This window comes from Halomonas sp. B23F22_20 (assembly GCF_043496985.1).
Taxonomy (GTDB): domain Bacteria; phylum Pseudomonadota; class Gammaproteobacteria; order Pseudomonadales; family Halomonadaceae; genus Halomonas.
Genome location: NZ_JBIEKH010000030.1, coordinates 24,790 through 41,988, shown reverse-complemented (window position 1 = coordinate 41,988; position 17,199 = coordinate 24,790). Strand labels below are relative to the sequence as shown.

The 17,199-nt window shown below is 67.0% G+C and carries 18 protein-coding genes and 1 rRNA gene; 10 read left to right on the top strand and 9 right to left on the bottom strand.

Annotated features, from left to right (window positions below; genetic code table 11):
* The first annotated feature begins 5 nt into the window (after positions 1-5).
* The 4 genes from rrf to rlmM all read left to right on the top strand — a co-directional run bounded on the left by rrf (position 6) and on the right by rlmM (position 3,847).
* Positions 6-120: ribosomal RNA gene (gene rrf, locus ACGTN6_RS18650) — 5S ribosomal RNA — on the top strand.
* Between the two features lie 439 nt (positions 121-559).
* Positions 560-2,155, top strand: a complete 1,596-nt coding sequence (locus ACGTN6_RS18645) for a BCCT family transporter (protein WP_394594461.1) — start codon at positions 560-562, stop codon at positions 2,153-2,155.
* Between the two features lie 137 nt (positions 2,156-2,292).
* Complete coding sequence (locus tag ACGTN6_RS18640; protein WP_394594460.1) at positions 2,293-2,733, top strand: DUF2721 domain-containing protein; 441 nt, start codon at positions 2,293-2,295, stop codon at positions 2,731-2,733.
* Positions 2,734-2,779: 46 nt separating this feature from the next.
* Complete coding sequence (gene rlmM, locus ACGTN6_RS18635; RefSeq protein WP_394594459.1) at positions 2,780-3,847, top strand: 23S rRNA (cytidine(2498)-2'-O)-methyltransferase RlmM; 1,068 nt, start codon at positions 2,780-2,782, stop codon at positions 3,845-3,847.
* A 16-nt stretch (positions 3,848-3,863) separates the two neighbouring features.
* On the opposite strand, the gene ACGTN6_RS18630 is transcribed toward rlmM, so the two are convergent.
* Positions 3,864-4,151: an antibiotic biosynthesis monooxygenase family protein gene (locus ACGTN6_RS18630; RefSeq protein ID WP_394594458.1), complete on the bottom strand. Its 288-nt coding sequence runs from the start codon at positions 4,149-4,151 to the stop codon at positions 3,864-3,866.
* 45 nt (positions 4,152-4,196) lie between these two features.
* Here ACGTN6_RS18630 and tusA point away from each other — a divergent pair, with 45 nt between their 5' ends.
* Positions 4,197-4,448 (top strand): sulfurtransferase TusA, encoded by a 252-nt coding sequence (gene tusA, locus ACGTN6_RS18625; RefSeq protein WP_394594457.1) that lies wholly within the window; start codon positions 4,197-4,199, stop codon positions 4,446-4,448.
* Between the two features lie 19 nt (positions 4,449-4,467).
* On the opposite strand, the gene ACGTN6_RS18620 is transcribed toward tusA, so the two are convergent.
* From ACGTN6_RS18620 to ACGTN6_RS18610, 3 genes are all read right to left on the bottom strand, one after another.
* Entirely contained in the window at positions 4,468-5,172 is a 705-nt protein-coding gene (locus tag ACGTN6_RS18620) for a hypothetical protein (protein WP_394594456.1), read from the bottom strand.
* A 119-nt stretch (positions 5,173-5,291) separates the two neighbouring features.
* Entirely contained in the window at positions 5,292-6,353 is a 1,062-nt protein-coding gene (locus tag ACGTN6_RS18615) for a DUF3080 family protein (RefSeq protein ID WP_394594455.1), read from the bottom strand.
* Positions 6,319-7,773: an MATE family efflux transporter gene (locus tag ACGTN6_RS18610; protein WP_394594454.1), complete on the bottom strand. Its 1,455-nt coding sequence runs from the start codon at positions 7,771-7,773 to the stop codon at positions 6,319-6,321. The genes ACGTN6_RS18615 and ACGTN6_RS18610 overlap by 35 nt, the downstream gene beginning before the upstream one ends.
* 184 nt (positions 7,774-7,957) lie before the next feature.
* Between ACGTN6_RS18610 and ACGTN6_RS18605 the strand changes: the two genes are divergently transcribed.
* The 3 genes from ACGTN6_RS18605 (at position 7,958) to ACGTN6_RS18595 (ending at position 10,779) form a co-directional block, all read left to right on the top strand.
* Entirely contained in the window at positions 7,958-9,379 is a 1,422-nt protein-coding gene (locus ACGTN6_RS18605; protein WP_394594453.1) for an FAD-binding oxidoreductase, read from the top strand.
* Positions 9,380-9,814: 435 nt separating this feature from the next.
* Positions 9,815-10,120 (top strand): BBE domain-containing protein, encoded by a 306-nt coding sequence (locus ACGTN6_RS18600; RefSeq protein ID WP_394594464.1) that lies wholly within the window; start codon positions 9,815-9,817, stop codon positions 10,118-10,120.
* A gap of 86 nt (positions 10,121-10,206) precedes the next feature.
* Positions 10,207-10,779: an elongation factor P hydroxylase gene (locus ACGTN6_RS18595; protein ID WP_394594452.1), complete on the top strand. Its 573-nt coding sequence runs from the start codon at positions 10,207-10,209 to the stop codon at positions 10,777-10,779.
* A gap of 15 nt (positions 10,780-10,794) precedes the next feature.
* Here ACGTN6_RS18595 and ACGTN6_RS18590 read toward each other — a convergent pair whose 3' ends face one another.
* Positions 10,795-11,277: a hypothetical protein gene (locus ACGTN6_RS18590; RefSeq protein ID WP_394594451.1), complete on the bottom strand. Its 483-nt coding sequence runs from the start codon at positions 11,275-11,277 to the stop codon at positions 10,795-10,797.
* Positions 11,270-12,151, bottom strand: coding sequence for a TatD family hydrolase (locus ACGTN6_RS18585; RefSeq protein ID WP_394594450.1), 882 nt, complete (start codon positions 12,149-12,151; stop codon positions 11,270-11,272). The genes ACGTN6_RS18590 and ACGTN6_RS18585 overlap by 8 nt, the downstream gene beginning before the upstream one ends.
* A gap of 136 nt (positions 12,152-12,287) precedes the next feature.
* Here ACGTN6_RS18585 and ACGTN6_RS18580 point away from each other — a divergent pair, with 136 nt between their 5' ends.
* Positions 12,288-14,237 carry an ATP-binding cassette domain-containing protein gene (locus ACGTN6_RS18580; protein WP_394594449.1) on the top strand — a complete coding sequence of 650 codons (1,950 nt, stop codon included), beginning with the start codon at positions 12,288-12,290 and terminating at the stop codon, positions 14,235-14,237.
* A gap of 55 nt (positions 14,238-14,292) precedes the next feature.
* On the opposite strand, the gene ACGTN6_RS18575 is transcribed toward ACGTN6_RS18580, so the two are convergent.
* Entirely contained in the window at positions 14,293-14,748 is a 456-nt protein-coding gene (locus tag ACGTN6_RS18575; protein ID WP_394594448.1) for a universal stress protein, read from the bottom strand.
* Positions 14,749-14,852: 104 nt separating this feature from the next.
* Here ACGTN6_RS18575 and ACGTN6_RS18570 point away from each other — a divergent pair, with 104 nt between their 5' ends.
* Entirely contained in the window at positions 14,853-15,383 is a 531-nt protein-coding gene (locus tag ACGTN6_RS18570; protein WP_394594447.1) for a preprotein translocase subunit YajC, read from the top strand.
* 38 nt (positions 15,384-15,421) lie between these two features.
* On the opposite strand, the gene slyA is transcribed toward ACGTN6_RS18570, so the two are convergent.
* Together slyA and ACGTN6_RS18560 are read right to left on the bottom strand one after the other, a co-directional pair.
* On the bottom strand, positions 15,422-15,862 hold the full coding sequence (gene slyA / locus ACGTN6_RS18565) for a transcriptional regulator SlyA (protein ID WP_394594463.1): 441 nt from the start codon (positions 15,860-15,862) through the stop codon (positions 15,422-15,424).
* Positions 15,863-15,934: 72 nt separating this feature from the next.
* Positions 15,935-17,095, bottom strand: a complete 1,161-nt coding sequence (locus ACGTN6_RS18560; protein WP_394594446.1) for a DUF5924 family protein — start codon at positions 17,093-17,095, stop codon at positions 15,935-15,937.
* Positions 17,096-17,199: the final 104 nt, after the last annotated feature.

The window sequence follows — 17,199 nt, the reverse complement described above, 5'->3', positions numbered from 1 at the left end:
TTTCGCCTGACGACCATAGCGTGCGGGAACCACCTGATCCCATGCCGAACTCAGCAGTGAAACCGCTCAGCGCCGATGGTAGTGTGGGAGTTCCCATGCGAGAGTAGGTCATCGTCAGGCATCTATATCGAGAAAACCCCGGACCGAAAGGTTCGGGGTTTTTTCATACCTGAACGACAGCCGCGTGACAGGCGGCGTGGCGGGCCGGGAAGTCGAGCCCGATCATCGGCAGGTACATCTTCGAAATCGAAAAGCCCCCGGGGTCAACAGAACCCGGGGGCTTTTCATTTCGATATTCTCATCGCGTCATTCAGCGACTACCCCCCGGGTATATTGCCTCGAAGTCAGCCTTTCCAAGCGGCCTTCCCGTTGCTCGTATCAGCTTCCGGCATTTCCGTCCGATGATGCACATCGGCGTGGCGTGGTCGATGAGTCCGGTTGGTTCCTTTGCACGTCAGCAATGGCGGATATCGACACTTTTCCCATCAAGCCACTTTTTCCATCAAGACACATTTCCAGCATAGAGGAGAGCGCGGCCATCTCCGGCCGACAGTACTGCATGAGTCAAGATCACGCCAACTCGACGATGTCCAAGCCCGCCGGCCAGAGTCGCCTGGGAGACCCCCTGGTGCTCGGTGTGAGCATCGGCTTCATACTGGGTTTCGTCGCTCTGTCGCTGTATGACGTCGACATGGTGGCCGAAGGGATTGCCGCCGGTTTCGCCTGGACCGCCAAGACGTTGGGCAGCTATTTCCAGTGGCTGCTTTTGCTGACCTTTCTTGTAGCCATGGGCCTGGTCGCATCGCCGGCGGCCAGTGCCCGAGTTGGCAACCTTGAACGTCCCGAGCTTAGCACCTTCAAGTGGCTATCGATCATCATGTGCACCCTGCTGGCTGGGGGCGGCGTGTTCTTCGCTGCCGGAGAGCCGGTCTATCATTTCGTGGTGACGCCGCCGGCCTTCGACACCGAACCCGGCACGCCTGAGGCCATCGCCGGTGCCCTGGCACAATCCTTCATGCACTGGGGCTTCCTGGCTTGGGCAGTGCTTGGATCGCTGACCGCGGTGGTGCTGGCCCATGCTCATTACGGACGCGGCTTGCCGCTGCAGCCGCGCACCCTGCTCACGCCGGTGCTTGGTGAGAGTGTCACGCGGGGGTGGCTGGGCAGCCTGGTGGATGCCCTGTGCGTGATCGCCGTTGTAGCCGGTACCGTGGGCCCGATCGGCTTTCTGGCCACCCAGGTCAGTTTCGGATTGCATGAGCTGTTCGGGTTGCCGGAAGGCTATACAACCCAACTGGTGATCCTGGTTGCCCTGGGAGCCGTCTACGTCGCCTCGGCGATGACCGGTATCCATCGCGGCATCCAGTGGCTGAGTCGCTTCAATGTGATCCTGGCGCTGGTCATTGCCGCGGTCATCATCCTGTTCGGGCCCACCGCTTTTCTGGTCAATGCCTTCACCCAGGGTTTCGGCGAGTATCTCACCTCCTTCTTCACCATGGCCACCATGACCTCCCAGACTGCGCCGGCCTGGTGGATGCAGTGGTGGACGGTGTTTTTCTTCGCCTGGTTCATCGGCTACGGACCGCTGATGGCGATCTTCGTGGCGCGCATCTCTCGCGGTCGCACCATTCGGCAGATGATCCTGGCCGTGGCGGTGATGGCCCCGATCGCCACCACCGTCTGGTTCACGCTGCTGGGCGGCTCGGGCATCCACTACCAGCTGACCGGCGCCATCGATCTGTCCGAGGCGCTGCAGAACTTCCAGTTCGATGTCGCTACCCTGACCGTGGCTCAGGCGCTGCCGGGCGGGCCGGTGATGGCGCTGGCCATCCTGCTGTTGACCACCATCTTCGTGGCCACCACCGGCGACTCGATGAGCTACGCGATCTCGGTGGTTGGGGCGGGCCACGATGCCCCTGACGCTAGCGTCCGGGCCTTCTGGGGAATCGCCATGGCGCTGATGGCGGCTATCCTGCTGCACATGGGGGCCGGGCAGATTGGCGCGCTGCAGCAGTTCATCGTGATCACCGCCATTCCGGTGTCACTGGTGCTGCTGCCTTCGCTTTGGACCGGACCTCAGGCGGCCATCGCCATGGCACGAGAACAGGGCATCATTGCTCAGGCGTCATCGGCGCGTGGCACGAAAACCTCCTAGCGACGCCTGAGGGAGTGAACAGGAAGCTATCCGCCGGCCTTGGACAACCCGTTCGGGGCCGGTGCGTCGGGGGGGCTCGGTTGAGCGTGACGAATCGCGTATAATGCGACCAAAGTCTAATAATGAAGGGGGCTCCCTTGACGCTGACCACACCGGCCCTGCTGTTCCCGGCCATTTCTCTGTTGCTGCTGGCCTACACCAATCGCTTTCTGACGCTGGCTCAGCTGATTCGCAAACTCGCCGACGAGGAGCGCGATGAGGTGGCCCGCCGACAGATCATGATGCTGCGCAAGCGGATCACCCTGACCAAACGCATGCAGATGGCGGGCGTGTTCAGCTTCCTGCTCTGCACGCTTTCGATGTTCGCGCTCTTCCTGTCTCTCAAGCTGCTCGGCATGCTGCTGTTCGGGGTCAGCCTGATCAGCCTGTCGGTGTCGCTGGTCTTCTCCCTCTGGGAGGTCAAGATCTCGACCAACGCCCTGAATGTACAGTTGCAGGACATCGAGAACTGGAGCCGTGACCGGGCTACCAGCAGGGCTGCAGTCGACGAAGAGGACGAGGGCATACACGGCTTGTGAGCCTCGTATCCCCCGGCTAGACTGGCGGGCCTTCACAGGAGGCCACATGATCCCCCAGCAGTTGCTGTTCTATTGCCGCCCCGGATTCGAGCCTGATCTTGCCGGTGAGGTCGCCACCAAGTCAGCCATGCTGGGCTGGCAGGGCTATCCCCTGGCCGAGCCCCATGCCGGCCATGTCCGCTTCGTGTTGACCGACGAGCGTCCTGCCAATGTCCTGCATCGCGCACTGTCCCTGGAGACGTTGGTCTTCGCCCGTCAAAGCCTGGTGGCCCTTGAACCTCTAGAAGGTCTCTCCCGGGAGGACCGGCTGTCGCCGATCGTCGAGCAGGTACTGGCCAGTGGCTGGAGCTTCGAGTCGCTGTGGCAGGAGACCCCGGACACCAACGAGGCCAAGGCGCTGGCCGGGTTGATCAAGGCGCTCCGGCGGCCGCTCGAGTCGACCCTCAAGAAGCGTGGTGCCCTGCGTCGCAAGGCGGGAGGACGGCGTCTGCACCTGCTGTGGACCGACGGCGACCGGGTCCAGCTCGGCATGAGCTTTCCGGGCAATCGCAGCGAGCAGCTCGGCGGTATCCGCCGGCTGCGTGCGCCCCGTGATGCGCCCAGCCGTTCGACCCTCAAGCTTGAAGAGGCCTGGCATGAATTCGTCCCGCGGGACCAGTGGGAGACGCGGCTCGCCGAGGGCATGCAGGCGGCCGACCTGGGCGCGGCGCCTGGAGGCTGGACCTGGCAACTGGTTCATCGCGGCATGCAGGTGTTCGCCATCGACAACGGCCCCATGGATCGCCGGCTGATGGCGACCGGGCTGGTGGAGCATCTGCGTGAAGATGGTTTCGTGTGGGCGCCGCCAGCGAGGCTGGATTGGCTGGTCTGCGATATCGTCGACAAGCCCGCGAGGGTGATCGACATGGTCGAACGCTGGCTGGTGAAGCGCTGGTGCCGGGAGGCGGTGTTCAACCTCAAGCTGCCCATGAAACGGCGCTGGGAGGCCGTGTCGGAAGGGTTAGCCCGCCTGGACCAGGCCCTGGAAGAAGCCGGCGTCCAGGCGGAGATCGCCTGTCGCCACCTCTACCACGACCGTGAGGAAGTGACGGTCCACGTGCGGCTGTTGAACTGAGGTGGGGCCTCGCCGGTCAGTAGCTGGGCGCGAAGACGCGCACGCGTTCTTCCTCGGTCAGCAGCGGGTAGAGATCCTGCATGACCCGTGCGCGCTGCTCGCTGTCGCGCCATGCTTTCCAGGCGTTGAGGTCGCGCCACTTGGTGATCACCAGGCGCCGGTCGTCATGGCCCTGCTCGGTCAGGCTCTCGCCGCCGCCGAACCCCGGGGCACCAAGCACCTGTCGCATGGCCTCCCGGGCAACCGCCTCGTATTCTGCCTCCAGCCCGGGCATGATACGACGTTCGATAAGAATCTTGATCATCCACTCACTCCCCACTCACTGCTGCGTTTCGAGGCGAACTCATCGATGGTTGACTCCACGGATTCCCTGCCGACCTGCCATGCCGAGCTCGATACCACCGGGCTCTACTGTCCCGAGCCGATCATGCTGATGCACAACAAGGTGCGTGACATGCAGCCGGGCGAAGTGCTCAAGGTGATCGCCAGCGACCCGGCCACCACCCGCGACGTGCCCAAGTTCTGCGGCTTCCTGGGGCACGAACTGCTGGCCCAGCGAGAAACGGATGGCCAGTATCTCTACTTTATCCGCCTGGGCTGACGCGGGGACGATCCCTCCTTCAGTCTTCGGATGACTCCGGCATGACCATCAAGGCCAGGGCCTCCAAGGTGGCGGGGTCCTCGCGCCGGATGCGGTTGGCGATCTGGCGTTGAAAGAAGTAGACCACCCGGTGGCGGCTGTGCCCGGGATAGAGGCAGGCGTCGCCGAGCAGAATCGGCGTCGAGTCGACCAGGTGCTCGTCGGCCAGCAGGGCCTCCACGGCGCCATCGCTGTAAAGCCGCCAGCCGAAGATCTGCTTGAGCTGCCAGGGGGCGTCGCCCTCGTCCATGCATAGGGCGTGGGTGCCCTGGGTATCGGGCAGCTGCTGGATCAACGTGGGTTCGTCGGTCGTTTCGTACTCGAAGTAGGCGGCGGCCTGCTCGAGTTCCATGACCTTGTGATCGGGAGGCAGCTCGAACAGCTCCTCTGTCTCCGGGTCGCGATAGCCGATGAAGCGGCCATGCTCGGGATCGTCGAGCACCTGGCAGGGCGTCAGATGCTCCATCCAGGGAACTAGGCCGACGACTTCGCCGTCCTCACGCAGCCCCCAGGCCAGCAGGGGCATGCCGAAGTAGGCATCGGATTCGTCGGGCAGATGGTACACCATCTCCAGGCCATCGAGCTCGGGAGCAAGGCGAATCAGGCGTTTACGAGCCTGCTGGCGTTGGCGCATGGCGTCCAGGTCGATGACCTGGGCGGGGCGAGGTGACAGCGGGATCCCCATGTAGTCCCTCCAGCGGCGGCTTGGTCACGGCGTTGGCCCTCGGGGCCGGTCGGCAGCGCTCAACGTCACTGTCACCCCATCAATAGCACAGACTGGTGACCAAGGTTAAGCCTTGGTTGTCAGCGGCAGTGCCGAATCAGGCTGGCGCGCCACTCTCGATGCTGTTGTCGGGCCGCCACCAGAGCGGGCCAGGGCGCCCGTGGATCCTCGAGCGACAGCCAGCGGTGCCGGTAGATCACGATGGCCGGTCGAGGGGAAATCAGCTGGGCGTCGAGCAGGCGATGGATGGCCGATAACCAGCGCTTCGAAGCGAGCTCGAGGTGGTCCAGCCAGGCCACCAGCCGCGTGTCGCCAGAGAAGGGTGGCAGGCCGGCCGGTGTAGTAGGGCAGGCGTTGCTTTGCTGCGCCGTCTCGAGCAGTCGCGAGGCCTCCGCCAGGCGCCGTTCGGCGAGCATCAGTGCACGCAGTAGCTCCGCGGTCAGCGGGCGTTCCTGTAGTGTCTTGAGGTATCCCTCCAGGGTGGCAGAGTCTGCCTCCCAGCGTCGGTCGAACTGGTGAAGGGTCGCTTCACGCAGATAGGCCAGCGCAGGCAGTTGAACATCCACCTCGGGCAGGGCATCCGGCGGCAGCGGCGAGCTGGCCCGGGAGAAGCTCCCGACCCATTCGCTCGAGGCAAACAGGGCGTTCCAGCTTGCCCTGGGGAGCTGGTCGGTCTTTAGCCTGGTGAGGCGTGCCAGCCTGGCCCTGTCGTTGTCGCTGAGCGTGGCCGGAACCTCGGTGTTCCAGCAGCCGCTCAGCCGGCGCCACAGGGTCAGCTCGTAGAGCCAGCGCTGGCTGGGGGGCGCCACCTTGCCCAGCTGGTTGTTGCGCCCGGCGACCAGGTTGGCAATGTGGCAGCCGCGCAGGGCGAACACGTCCAGCAGTGCTTCGCGGGTCTCGGGGATGGCGAACAGCCGGGCGTCCGGCTCGGGGAAGTCGCCGATATTGGTCGGACGGGCCTTGGCCGGGGGCGCCAAGTCCAGCGCAGCGGCCAGGCGCTGTTGATAGTCGCCGAGCAGGGCCTCGCCGGCCCCCTCGCCACAACCGGCCATCAGGCTGGCGATCAGGCCAAGCAGCCACCACCGGCCTCGTTGATGGTGGCGACGTTTATTCCGATGAGAGGGGGATCTCCAGGTCACCATCCGCGATTGCCTTGCTCCGTCGTCTCAAGCGTTCGCCCAGCAGCAGGGCGGCCACCGTCAGGCCGGCCACCAGGCCGATCCAGTAACCATAGACCCCGAGCGGTGCCAGCTGGTCGAGCAGGCCGTGGTCGCCGAGCCAATGGCCGCCACCGAGGCCGACTAGCCAGTAGGCGACGAGAGTGATCAGCATGATCACCCGGGTGTCCTTGTAGCCGCGCAGGGCGCCGGCGAGATTGACCTGCAGCGAATCGGAGATCTGATAGAGCATGGCCAGGCCCACCAGCGACAGGGTGATGCGAGTCACCTCCGGATCGTGTGTATAGAGGCCGATCACCGGCTCCGCGGTGAACCACAGCAGCAGGCAGTTGAGCAACGCCACGCCCAGGGCGATCAGAATGCCGTTCCATGCCACCAGGCGAGCGGCCTCGGGGCGTCCCTGCCCCAGGGTGTTGCCAACCCGCACCGTCAGCGCCATGCCCAGCGACAGTGGCAGCATGAACAGCAGGCTGGTGTAGTTCAGCGCCACCTGGTGAGCGGCCACGGTGACCTCGCCGAGGCTGGCGATGAACAGCGCGATCAGGGTGAACAGCGTCACCTCCACGAAGATCGCCACCCCGATGGGCATTCCCACGTAGAGCAGCTCGCCGATCGGCCGAAGTCGCGGCGGTGTGGGCGAGTGCCACAGCGCAACATCGCCGTAGGCGCGGCTACGGCGGGTGTAGGCGATCATGGCCAGGCACATCACCCACATCGATAGCGCGGTGGCCAGCCCACAGCCCACGGCACCCAGCGCCGGTAGGTTCGTTACCGGGGCCGGCAGCCAATCGCCGAACAAGGCCTCCAGGCCCGCGCCGCCGTAGATCAGCAGATAGTTGCTGGGTATGTTGACGGCCAGCCCCAGCAGGCTGATCCACAGTGCGGGTCGGGTGTGGTTCATGCCGTCGGAGAAGGCGCGAAGTGCCATGAACAGCCCCACGCCGGGCATCCCCAGGGCCACCGCGGCCAGATAGCCTGCGGCACGCTCGGCCACCGCCTGAGGCACCTCCATCAGCTGGAACACTGGCATCACCGTCGTCCACAGCAGCCCGGCTGCGATGATGCCCAGTGCCATGCCGATCCACAGCGCCTGATGTACCTGGATGCGAATGCCATCGCGGCGGCCGGCGCCAAGCAGTTGGGCCACCACCGGGGTAAGGCCCATCAGGGTGCCGGTCATGAACAGCATCAGCGGCACCCACAGGCTCGAGCCCACCGAGACGGCGGCTAGGTCGGTGGCGCTGAGGCGGCCGGTCATCATCACGTCTACCGTGCTCATGGCGGCCTGAGCGAGCTGGGCACCGCAGATGGGCAGGGCCAGGCGGATCAGGGGACGAGTTTCCGTGCGCGAGGCGGCGATCAATTGGGGAATGAACTGGGCCAAGGGTAAGCTCCATGCCAGGGTGGCCCCGTGCTCCATGCAGGCGGGGGAACGCGCCAGTTTAGCAGGCTCCTCGGCGTGGCGCCGCCATGCTGCGCGTGGCGATCGACGCTATACCTAAGACAAGGGGGCCGCGACGACGGCCGTCATCCACCATCCGCAGGCGCGCGGTGCCGGGAGGTGTGAGATGAACGAGTACGATGTCGATGCCACGGGGCGGGGCGAACCGGAGCGGGCCGAGGCGGCTGCCCGGGCGCTGGCAACACGCCTGCAAGGGCGCCTGATACGCCCGCATAATGAGCAGTACGACGCGGCGCGACGGGTCTACAATGCGCTGCATGACCGTCACCCTGCGCTGATCGTGCAGGCGGCGGAGGTGGCCGACGTGGCGGCCACGCTGGCGGTCGCCCGCGACACCGGACTCTCGCTGGCGGTGCGCGGCGGCGGACACAGCGTGGCGGGCTACGGCACCTGCGACGGCGGCCTGGTGCTTGATCTCGGCGGCCTGAATGACTGCCGGATCGATCCCGAGGCGCGCACCCTGCGCGCGGGCGGCGGCGCTACCTGGGCCGATCTGAATCGGGCCGCGGCGGTCTTCGGGCTGGCGACGCCGGGCGGCATCGTGTCCACCACCGGCATCGCCGGCCTGACCTTGGGCGGTGGGCTCGGCTATCTTAACCGTCGCTTTGGCCTGAGCTGCGATAACCTGATCGCCGCCGACCTCGTTACGGCGGAAGGCGACTGCCTGACCTGCCGCGAGGATGCCAACGCAGAGCTGTTCTGGGCGCTGCGCGGTGGCGGCGGAAACTTCGGCGTGGTGATCGACTTCGAGTATCGTCTTCACGAAGTACCCGACATCCTCGGCGGACCGACCTTCTATCCGCTCGACGGCGAGGTCATTCGCCGCTACCGGGAGCGGATCGGCGAGGCGCCGGAGACCCTGGGCGCGCTGCTGGCCATCACCTCGGGGCCGCCGCTACCGTTCCTGCCCGAGGCCTGGCACGGCCGCCCGATGGTGGCGGTGCTGAGCTGCTGGAGCGGGCCGGAAGCAGAAGACGCCTGGGTCGGCGAGTGGCTGGCCGATCTTGGCGAGATCGTGGGGCAGGCCCTGCAGCGCATGCCCTATCCGGTCATCAATACCCTGTTCGACGAGCTGCTGCCACCGGGGCTGCATCACTATTGGAAGGGCTGCTTCTCGGGACCGCCCTCGGACGAAGCGATCGCGGTGCACTTGGACTTCGGTGCGCGCCTGCCCAGCGCGGAAACGGCGACCCTGCTATTCCCCCTCGACGGCGCCTGCCGCCGAATCGAGGCCGACGCCACCGCCTTCGCTTATCGCGACGCCGACTTTGCCACGGCGCTGGGCCCGAGCTGGACCGACCCCGCGGACAGCGAGAGGAACATCGCTTGGGGGCGGGACTACTATCATGCCCTGCGGCCCCATACCGACGGCGGCGGTTACGTCAACTTCATGGCCGACGACGATGGCCACCGGGTGACGGACAACTATCGTCAGCACTACGATCGGTTGGCCCGCCTCAAGGCGCGCGTCGACCCCGGCAACCTGTTCCGGCTCAATCACAACATTCCGCCGGCGCCGCCCGGCTGAGCGTGACGACCTATTCGACCGGTGCCATCAGGGTGTCGGACGAGGTGGGATACGGGGAGGCACGGACGGTCTGGAATGCCATGATCGATCGACGCCCGGCGCTGATCGTGCGGGCCCTTGGCACCGCCGAGAGTCCCACCACGGGGCGATGATCCACAGTGGCGAGCCGACGCGTAGTGAGCAAGCCTTGGCGTCATTGCGCGAGATCGGTCGGCCGCTTGGCGACGGCGCGGCCCGTCGCCCCTATGTCGCCTTTCAGTCGATGTTCGACGCCACCGGCACCGGAGCGCGCAACGACTGGAAGGGGCACTACCTCGACGACCTGAGCGGGGAGGCCATCGAGACGCTGTGCGTCCAGGCCGACCGCATGCCAGGGAGCGAGTCGTCCATCGGCATGCTGTCGCTGGGCGGTGAGATCGCCAGGCGAGATGCAGCATCGACTGCCTATCCACACCGCCGCGCCGGCTGGGTCGTGAACACCCAGCCCGCTGGCGCGATCCCGAGGAGGACCATCGACAGACCGGTTGGGCGCGGGAGGCGTTCGCCACCCTGGCGCCTTTCGCCACCGGCGGGGCCTACGTCAACGTCCTCAGCGGCGACGAGGGCGAGGCCAGGCTCTGCGCGGCCTATGGTGAAGCGACCCATGACCGTCCGAGGGCGCTCAAGCGGCGTTGGGGGCCGAGCCACGTCTTCCACCGCAACCAGAACATCCCGCCGGCCGATGAGGTCGCTGGAGAGTGAGGGCCATACTACCGTCTCGGTGGTTTTCGCCTTTGGGGCGGCCTCGCTATACTGTGCCGCCCATTCACGACCCTGCCGGAGCCCGCGTGAGCCACCGCCTCGAGGATGTCATCGCCCTGTTCGACGGCCTCTTTGTGCCCACCTTCCGCACCCGCCTGGTGCGCGGCGGCGACGAACCGCTATACCTGCCCGCCGATGCCCAGACGCCCTGGCATCGAGTGATCTTCGCCCGCGGCTTCTACGCCAGCGCGCTGCACGAGATCAGCCACTGGTGCATCGCCGGCGAGCGTCGTCGCGAGCTGGAGGATTACGGCTACTGGTACCTGCCCGATGGGCGCGATGCCGAGCAGCAGCGCGACTTCGAGGCGGTAGAAGTGGCGCCCCAGGCGCTGGAGCGCCTGTTCGCCGCGGCCTGCGGGCATCGTTTCCAGGTCAGCGTGGACAACCTGGGCGAGGTGGAGGTCGACCGCGAGGGCTTCGCCGAGCGGGTCGCGGCGCGGGCGGTGCGCTACGAGCGGGAAGGCCTGCCGGTGCGGGCCGAGGCCTTCCGTTCCACCCTGACGGCCTTCTATCGGCAGGGCGCCTCACTCGAGGCGGCCGTGGCGGCGGGCCTGGCGTGTCTCGAACGCCGCAAGGCGCCCGCGGCCGAGCCCGCCTGAGGCAGGCGAAGCTCCCTACAGCTCGTCGCCGTTGAGCCGCTGGTGCAGCGTCAGCATCACCTGGATCTCTTCCTCGGGGCGCAGCGGCTCGAGCCCCAGTTCGCCGAACAGCTCGCCGCGAGCCCGGGACCAGTCGCCGGGCGCCAGTTCCGTATAGAGGCTCTCGGCCGGGGCCAGCTCGACGAAGGGGTCTAGCCCGTAGGTGTCGAACAGCCGTGAGAGTGCCGCCTCGTCGTCGCCGACGCCGGCGGTGTAGAGGGTGGCGTTGAAGTGGTCGGTCTCCAGCTCGCGGATCACGTCCAGCGGGCTCACGCCCATGCTGGAGAGCTCCTCCAGGCTGTAGGCGCCCAGCGAGACCAGCTCGTCGTCCAGCCAGTCGTCGTCGGGCTGAATCAGGGTGTGCTTGACGCGACCGTCCGGCAGGGTCCAGGCGATGGACAGCGGCAGGTCGCCGTCGTCGCCGGTCTCGATCGCAATGAAAGCAGGCAGATCATCCATCTTGGTGCCCCTCCTCGCGGGCAGGCTCGTCGAGGCCGAAGAAGGCCCGGGCGGTGGCGGTGGTGGCGCGGGCCAGGTCGGCTTCCGTGTCGCCGCGCCAGTGGGCGATCTCGCGCACGATCCAGGGCAGTAGCGCCGGCTCGTGGCGTCTGCCCTTGAGTTTGGCAGGTAAATTGCGCGGCAACAGGTAGGGGCAGTCGGTTTCCACCATCAACCGCTCGGCGGGAATCGCGCCGACCAGCTCGCGCAGGTGGTGGCCGCGACGCTCGTCGCACAGCCAGCCGGTCAGGCCGATGTGCAGGTCGAGGTCCAGATAGCCGTAGAGGGTGTCGCGGTCGGCGGTGAAACAGTGCACCACAGCGCGGGAGATGTCGTCGCGCCAGGCGTGCAGCATCTCGCGCATGCGCGGCCCGGCGTCACGCTCGTGGAGAAACAGCGGCAGGCCGCTCTCGGCGGCGAGCGCGAGCTGCGCCTCGAAGGCGTGCTGCTGCTCGGCCGGCGTCGAGAAGTTGCGGTTGAAGTCCAGCCCGCATTCGCCCACCGCCACGATCTCCGGCTGGCGGTGCAGCTCGCGCATGGCGGCCTCCAGCTCGGCATTCCACTGGCTGGCGTCGTGGGGATGCACGCCGGCGGTGGCGTACAGGCCCGGGTAGCGGCGGGCCAGGGTCACGGCCTGCTCGGCGTGCTCGCGGTCGGTGCCGGTGAGGATCAGCGTGTCGACGCCAGCGGCGCGGGCGCGCTGGATCGTCGCCTCGAGGTCGCGGGCGAAGCTCTCGTGGGTCAGGTTGGCGCCGATGTCCACCAGCGGGGCCGGCGAACGGAATCTCAGCGCCTCGGGCAGCACGTCGTCGAAGGGGGGCGTGGCGTCGGCCAAGGCGAAGCTCTCCTGTTGGCGGTTCGTCTAGCGCGCGTGAAACGGGCGCGCATTGTACCCGCGGAGGGTGGGGTGGGGCCACGTCGGGGCGGGCATGCGTTACACTGGCGGCTTGATCGAACGATGAGGTGAATGCGTGACCCTGCTACGTCTGGAACAGCTGCAACTGGCCTACGGCACCCATGTGCTTCTCGACGGCGCCGACCTGGTGCTGGAGAAGGGCGAGCGTCTGGCGCTGGTGGGCCGCAACGGAACCGGCAAGTCGACCCTGCTCAAGCTGGTGTCGGGCGAGAACCTGCCCGACGGCGGCACCATCTGGCGCGCGCCCGGCCTCAAGATCGGCGTGCTCGCCCAGGACCTGCCTGATGCATCCGGCGAGACCATCTTCGACGTGGTCGCCCAGGGCCTGCCCGAGGCCGGCGAGCTGCTCTCCGAATATCACCATCTGGTGCAGCAGGCCGAGCCCGACATGGCGCGCATGGCCCAGCTGCAGACCCGTCTCGAGGCCATCGACGGCTGGTCCTTCCATCAGCGAATCGACGTGGTATTGACCCGGCTCGGGTTGCCGGAGGATGCCGCCATGGCCGATCTTTCCGGTGGCTGGCGCCGCCGTGTGGCCCTGGCCCGTGCGCTGGTGGCCGAGCCCGACCTGCTGCTGCTTGACGAGCCCACCAACCATCTGGACCTGGATACCATCGCCTGGCTGGAGGAGCAGCTCTCCGCCTTCAACGGCTCAGTGCTGTTCATCACCCACGACCGCGCCTTCCTGTCGCGCCTGGCCACCGGCATTCTCGAGCTCGACCGTGGCCGCCTGGGGCGTTATCCCGGCGACTATGCCAAGTATCAGGAGCAGAAGATCCACGAGCTGGAGGTCGAGGCCCGCGAGAACGCCGAGTTCGACAAGAAGCTGGCCCAGGAAGAGGCGTGGATCCGCCAGGGTATCAAGGCTCGGCGCACCCGCAACGAGGGCCGCGTGCGGGCCCTGGAACAGATGCGTCGCGACCGCGGCGAGCGTCGCGAGCGCCAGGGCCGCGTCAGCCTGTCGGTGGATAGCGGTGAGCGCAGCGGCAAGCGAGTCGTGGAGCTGTCCCACGTCTCCCAGTATTACGACGGCGAAGCGATCATCCGCGACCTCAGCATTGAGGTGCAGCGCGGTGATCGCATTGGCCTGATCGGTCGCAACGGCGCCGGCAAGACCACCCTGCTCAAGATCCTGCTCGGCGAGCTCGAGCCCAGCGAGGGCCAGGTACGCATGGGCACCAAGCTGCAGGTGGCCTACTTCGACCAGCTGCGCGCCGGGCTCGAGCCGGAGAAAAGCGTCTACGACAACGTCGCCCAGGGCAGCGATCGGCTCACCGTGGGCGGGCGCGACCGCCACGTGATGAGCTACCTGCAGGACTTCCTGTTCACCCCGGAGCGCGTGCGTCAGCCGGTCAAGGCGCTATCCGGCGGCGAGTCCAATCGCCTGCTGCTGGCCAAGCTGTTCACCCAGCCGGCCAATGTGCTGGTGCTCGACGAGCCGACCAACGACCTGGACGTGGAGACCCTGGAGCTGCTCGAGGAACTGCTGCTCGACTTCGAGGGCACCCTGCTGCTGGTCTCCCACGACCGTGCCTTCATGGACAACGTGGTGACCAGCGTTCTGGCCTTCGAGGGCCAGGGCTACGTGCGCGAGTACGTGGGCGGTTACCACGACTGGGTGCGCCAGGGCGGCAAGCTGCCCCCGGCACCTTGGGAAGGCGCGGCCCGCCAGGGGGCGGAGCCGGTGGCCGAGGAGGTCTCGGCCGCGAGCGAACCGGCCTCATCGGCCAGCGAGAATGTGGCGTCGGCGGCCAAGGCGACGCCCAAGCGAGCCAAGCTATCCTACAAGCTGCAGCGCGAGCTCGACGGCCTGCCGGCGGAAATCGAGCGCCTGGAAGCGGCGGTGGCCGACTTCGAGGAGCAGGTTGGCGATCCCGCCTTCTATCAGCAGGACAACGACACGGTGACCGAGACGCTGCAGGCGCTGAGCGACCGCCAGGCGGAGCTCGATGTCGCCATGGAGCGGTGGATGGAGCTGGAGGCGATGGCTGCCGGTGAAGCCTGACACATGAAAGGCGCCCCGAGGGGGCGCCTTTCTCATGGACCGCTCTGTGGGAGACTTACTCCTCGCTTTCCTCGCCGTCCTTGCCGACGCGCACCGCCAGAACGTCGCACTTGGCGCCGTGCAGCACCCCGGTAGAGGTCGAGCCCAGCAGCAGGGCGAAGCCGTGGCGGCCGTGGGAGCCGACCACGATCAGGTCGACGCCCTGTTCTTCGGCGAAGCGGTGGATCTCGGTGTCGGGCATGCCCACCACTACGTGCTGATTCTCCTTGTCGACGTGGGCGTCGGCGATCTCCGCCAGGCGCTGCTTGGCATGCTCGTCGAGCTGGTCCTGTATGCTGGTCAGGTCCATGGGGATGTCGCCGCCGTAGGCGAAGCCGAGGGGCTCGAGGGTATGCATGATGGAGAGCTTGGCATGGTTGCGGTCGGCGATCTGCATCGCCCGCTCCAGCACCTTGTGAGAATCCTTGGTCAGATCGACGGCGACCAGGACGTGACGATACTCGTTGCTCATGGCAGTGCCTCCGGCAGGGTTCGAGATGAGTAGCTGCCTTCCACTCTAGGACGCACGACGAGACAAGACAACGACTTGCATCAAGATAGGAACAGAAAACGCTTATGATCTGGTTGATCATTGTCGTGGTGGTCGGGCTGGTCTTCGCCCCCGCCATGTGGCTGCGCCCCAGCCCACGCCAGCAGAGGACGATGCGGCTGCGCGACGCCGCCGTCCAGGCCGGCATTCAGGTGCGCCTGGAGCCTTCTCCGCTGCATCAGGATGCCGATCGCCTGCCCGCTTACCGCTGGGTCTATCCCCCGCAGCGTCCTGGGCCGGACTTCATGCTGGTTCGCGACGCCGAGGCTAGCAAGGCCCTGAAGCCGTTCGTCGCGGGGTGGAGATGGCGCAAGGAGCCGCTGCGCCCCATGCCCGAGACCGTGCGACGGCACTTCGAGGCGCTGCTGGCGAGGTTGCCGGGTGACGCGGTGGCGGTGGAGTCGGGACACGATGCCCTGGTGCTGTGGTGGGACGAGTCGATGGAGGTGCAAGCCTTCATGCCCCTGTCCGATGACATGTCCGAGCTCCGTGAGGGGCTGGCGGGGAGTCCGGACCGTCCTGAGGCGCATCTCGGGCCGAGGGCCCCCCGCGCCTGAGCGCGGGGGGGGGGTGGGCTGGTGAGCCCTGGCGAAGCCTAGCCTTCTTCCCGGGCCTGGATCGCCAGCCCATTAGCCTCGATGCGTGACAGTAGCTCGCTGAGCTGAGCGACCTCCTCGCCGGAGAGTCCTTCGAGCATCTCCTTGCGGGCCTGGCTGACCACGGCGTCGATGCGTTGGAGCAGAGGCATGGCCTCGGCGGTGAGCACGATGCGTTTGGTGCGCCGGTCCTGGTCGCACGGGCGGCGCTCGATGAGCCCCTGCTCGGCGAGCTGATCCAGGGTCCGGACCAGCGATGGCGCCTCGACGCCGATGGTCCGTGCCAAGTCGCACTGGGGCTGGTCGTCGCCCATCTGCCACAGGTGATAGAGGGTGACCCAGCGCGTTTGGGTCAGCCCCTCGGGGGCCAGGCGACGGTCGATGATGGCGCGCCACAGGCGCGGCAAGCGAGAGAGTTGAAAGCCGATGTTGGGATGCATGGGACTCTGCATGAACGGGAAAGCCTGAGTTGATTGTCCGGAGCCGTGGCGTGTAATGCAAGTCGCGCGCCATCAGGACTCGGGTCCCGGGCGAGCGATCAAGCGACGTAGATCCAGGCCGGGGATCCCCGGTGGAAGCTGGATGTGGCCGTCGGCCAGGGTAGCCTGTTCGGCCGTGTCGCTGACCCGGAAGCGCAGCACGCCGATGCGTTGGCCGCTGGCGGTCATCACGTCGATCCGCCAGCGGCCGGCCGGCGACTCGGGAAAGTGGCGCTTGTGGGTCCAGGCCCGATAGCCTTCCTCGCGCCCGCCCTGGATCTCCAGCGGGATGCGGTCGACCAGCTCGCCGTCGTGGCGCCATTCGTGGACGACCTCCTCCTTCAGCCCCCGCGGGGCATGAATGGCCGTGTAGGCGTAGAGGCCATGGTCGGTCAGTGCCGCCGGAGTGAGGCGCAGCCCCCCTTCGGGTGCCCGAGCCTGCTCGTCGAAGGAGGGCGACAGGGCGTAGCCCGATAGCCACAGGCTGGCCGGCGGCACCCACGCCCGCCCTAGCCAGCCGAGGCCCGCAAGCAGCGGCAGCAGGGCCAGCATGGCCAGCCAGCGTCCCAGGTTCAGGGGGCGCAGCAGCTGCATCAGGCTCGGCAGGCTGAATATCACCATGGCGATCAGCGCTATCGCCAGGCTCTGGCCGGTGGTCAGATGCAGCAGCGTCGGCAACGTCACCAGTACCACCAGAAATACGCACTGGGCGTGGAAGGCGAAGTACAGCCAGCGGTGTCGGGCGGCCAGGCGGTAGTAGAGCGGGTCGAGGATCGACAGCAGCGACAGGCCCATCATCAACACCGTGAACACCAGCTGGCCGCTGCTCCACACCGTGGTCGCCAGCAGGAACGGCAGCGCGAAGAACAGGGTTTCCTGGTGGACCATCTGGGCGATGAAGGTGGTGATCCCGCGGGGCAGCGCGGGGTAGCCGCGGTTCGTCAGCCAGCGGGCGATCAGGCTCTCCGACAGCAGTAGCACCCAGGCCACCAGCATGCCCAGCGCCAGGGCGGCGCCGAGCCACTGCTGGCGCTCCACCAGGAAGAAGCTCGCCATCCCGGCGGCGAAGGCTACCGGCGGCCACAGCCAGTGCCAGGGGCGGGCGCGCTCGGCCAGGCGGGCCAGGCGGCGTTGCCAGGCCTCGAAGCGGGAGGCGCGGGCGTCAGGAGGAGGAAGCAGGCGGTCGGCGGTCATGGGCGCATCCTAGCAGGCCGTGCGTCGTGGTGGGAGTCGCCGTGGGGCGACGTGGGGCGACGTGGGGCCACGTGGGGCGGTCGGGAAGGGCTTGACGTCATCCT

What these genes read in the sequence shown, in the direction of transcription:
- tusA (WP_394594457.1), top strand. Translation starts at nt 4,197, where the DNA reads ATGGTTGACTCCACGGATTCCCTGCCGACCTGCCATGCCGAGCTCGAT.
- ACGTN6_RS18560 (WP_394594446.1), bottom strand. Translation starts at nt 17,095, where the DNA reads ATGACCGCCGACCGCCTGCTTCCTCCTCCTGACGCCCGCGCCTCCCGC.
- ACGTN6_RS18590 (WP_394594451.1), bottom strand. Translation starts at nt 11,277, where the DNA reads ATGGATGATCTGCCTGCTTTCATTGCGATCGAGACCGGCGACGACGGC.
- ACGTN6_RS18645 (WP_394594461.1), top strand. Translation starts at nt 560, where the DNA reads ATGAGTCAAGATCACGCCAACTCGACGATGTCCAAGCCCGCCGGCCAG.
- ACGTN6_RS18615 (WP_394594455.1), bottom strand. Translation starts at nt 6,353, where the DNA reads ATGGTGACCTGGAGATCCCCCTCTCATCGGAATAAACGTCGCCACCAT.
- ACGTN6_RS18575 (WP_394594448.1), bottom strand. Translation starts at nt 14,748, where the DNA reads ATGAGCAACGAGTATCGTCACGTCCTGGTCGCCGTCGATCTGACCAAG.
- ACGTN6_RS18630 (WP_394594458.1), bottom strand. Translation starts at nt 4,151, where the DNA reads ATGATCAAGATTCTTATCGAACGTCGTATCATGCCCGGGCTGGAGGCA.
- slyA (WP_394594463.1), bottom strand. Translation starts at nt 15,862, where the DNA reads ATGCATCCCAACATCGGCTTTCAACTCTCTCGCTTGCCGCGCCTGTGG.
- ACGTN6_RS18620 (WP_394594456.1), bottom strand. Translation starts at nt 5,172, where the DNA reads ATGGGGATCCCGCTGTCACCTCGCCCCGCCCAGGTCATCGACCTGGAC.
- ACGTN6_RS18570 (WP_394594447.1), top strand. Translation starts at nt 14,853, where the DNA reads ATGATCTGGTTGATCATTGTCGTGGTGGTCGGGCTGGTCTTCGCCCCC.
- ACGTN6_RS18605 (WP_394594453.1), top strand. Translation starts at nt 7,958, where the DNA reads ATGAACGAGTACGATGTCGATGCCACGGGGCGGGGCGAACCGGAGCGG.
- rlmM (WP_394594459.1), top strand. Translation starts at nt 2,780, where the DNA reads ATGATCCCCCAGCAGTTGCTGTTCTATTGCCGCCCCGGATTCGAGCCT.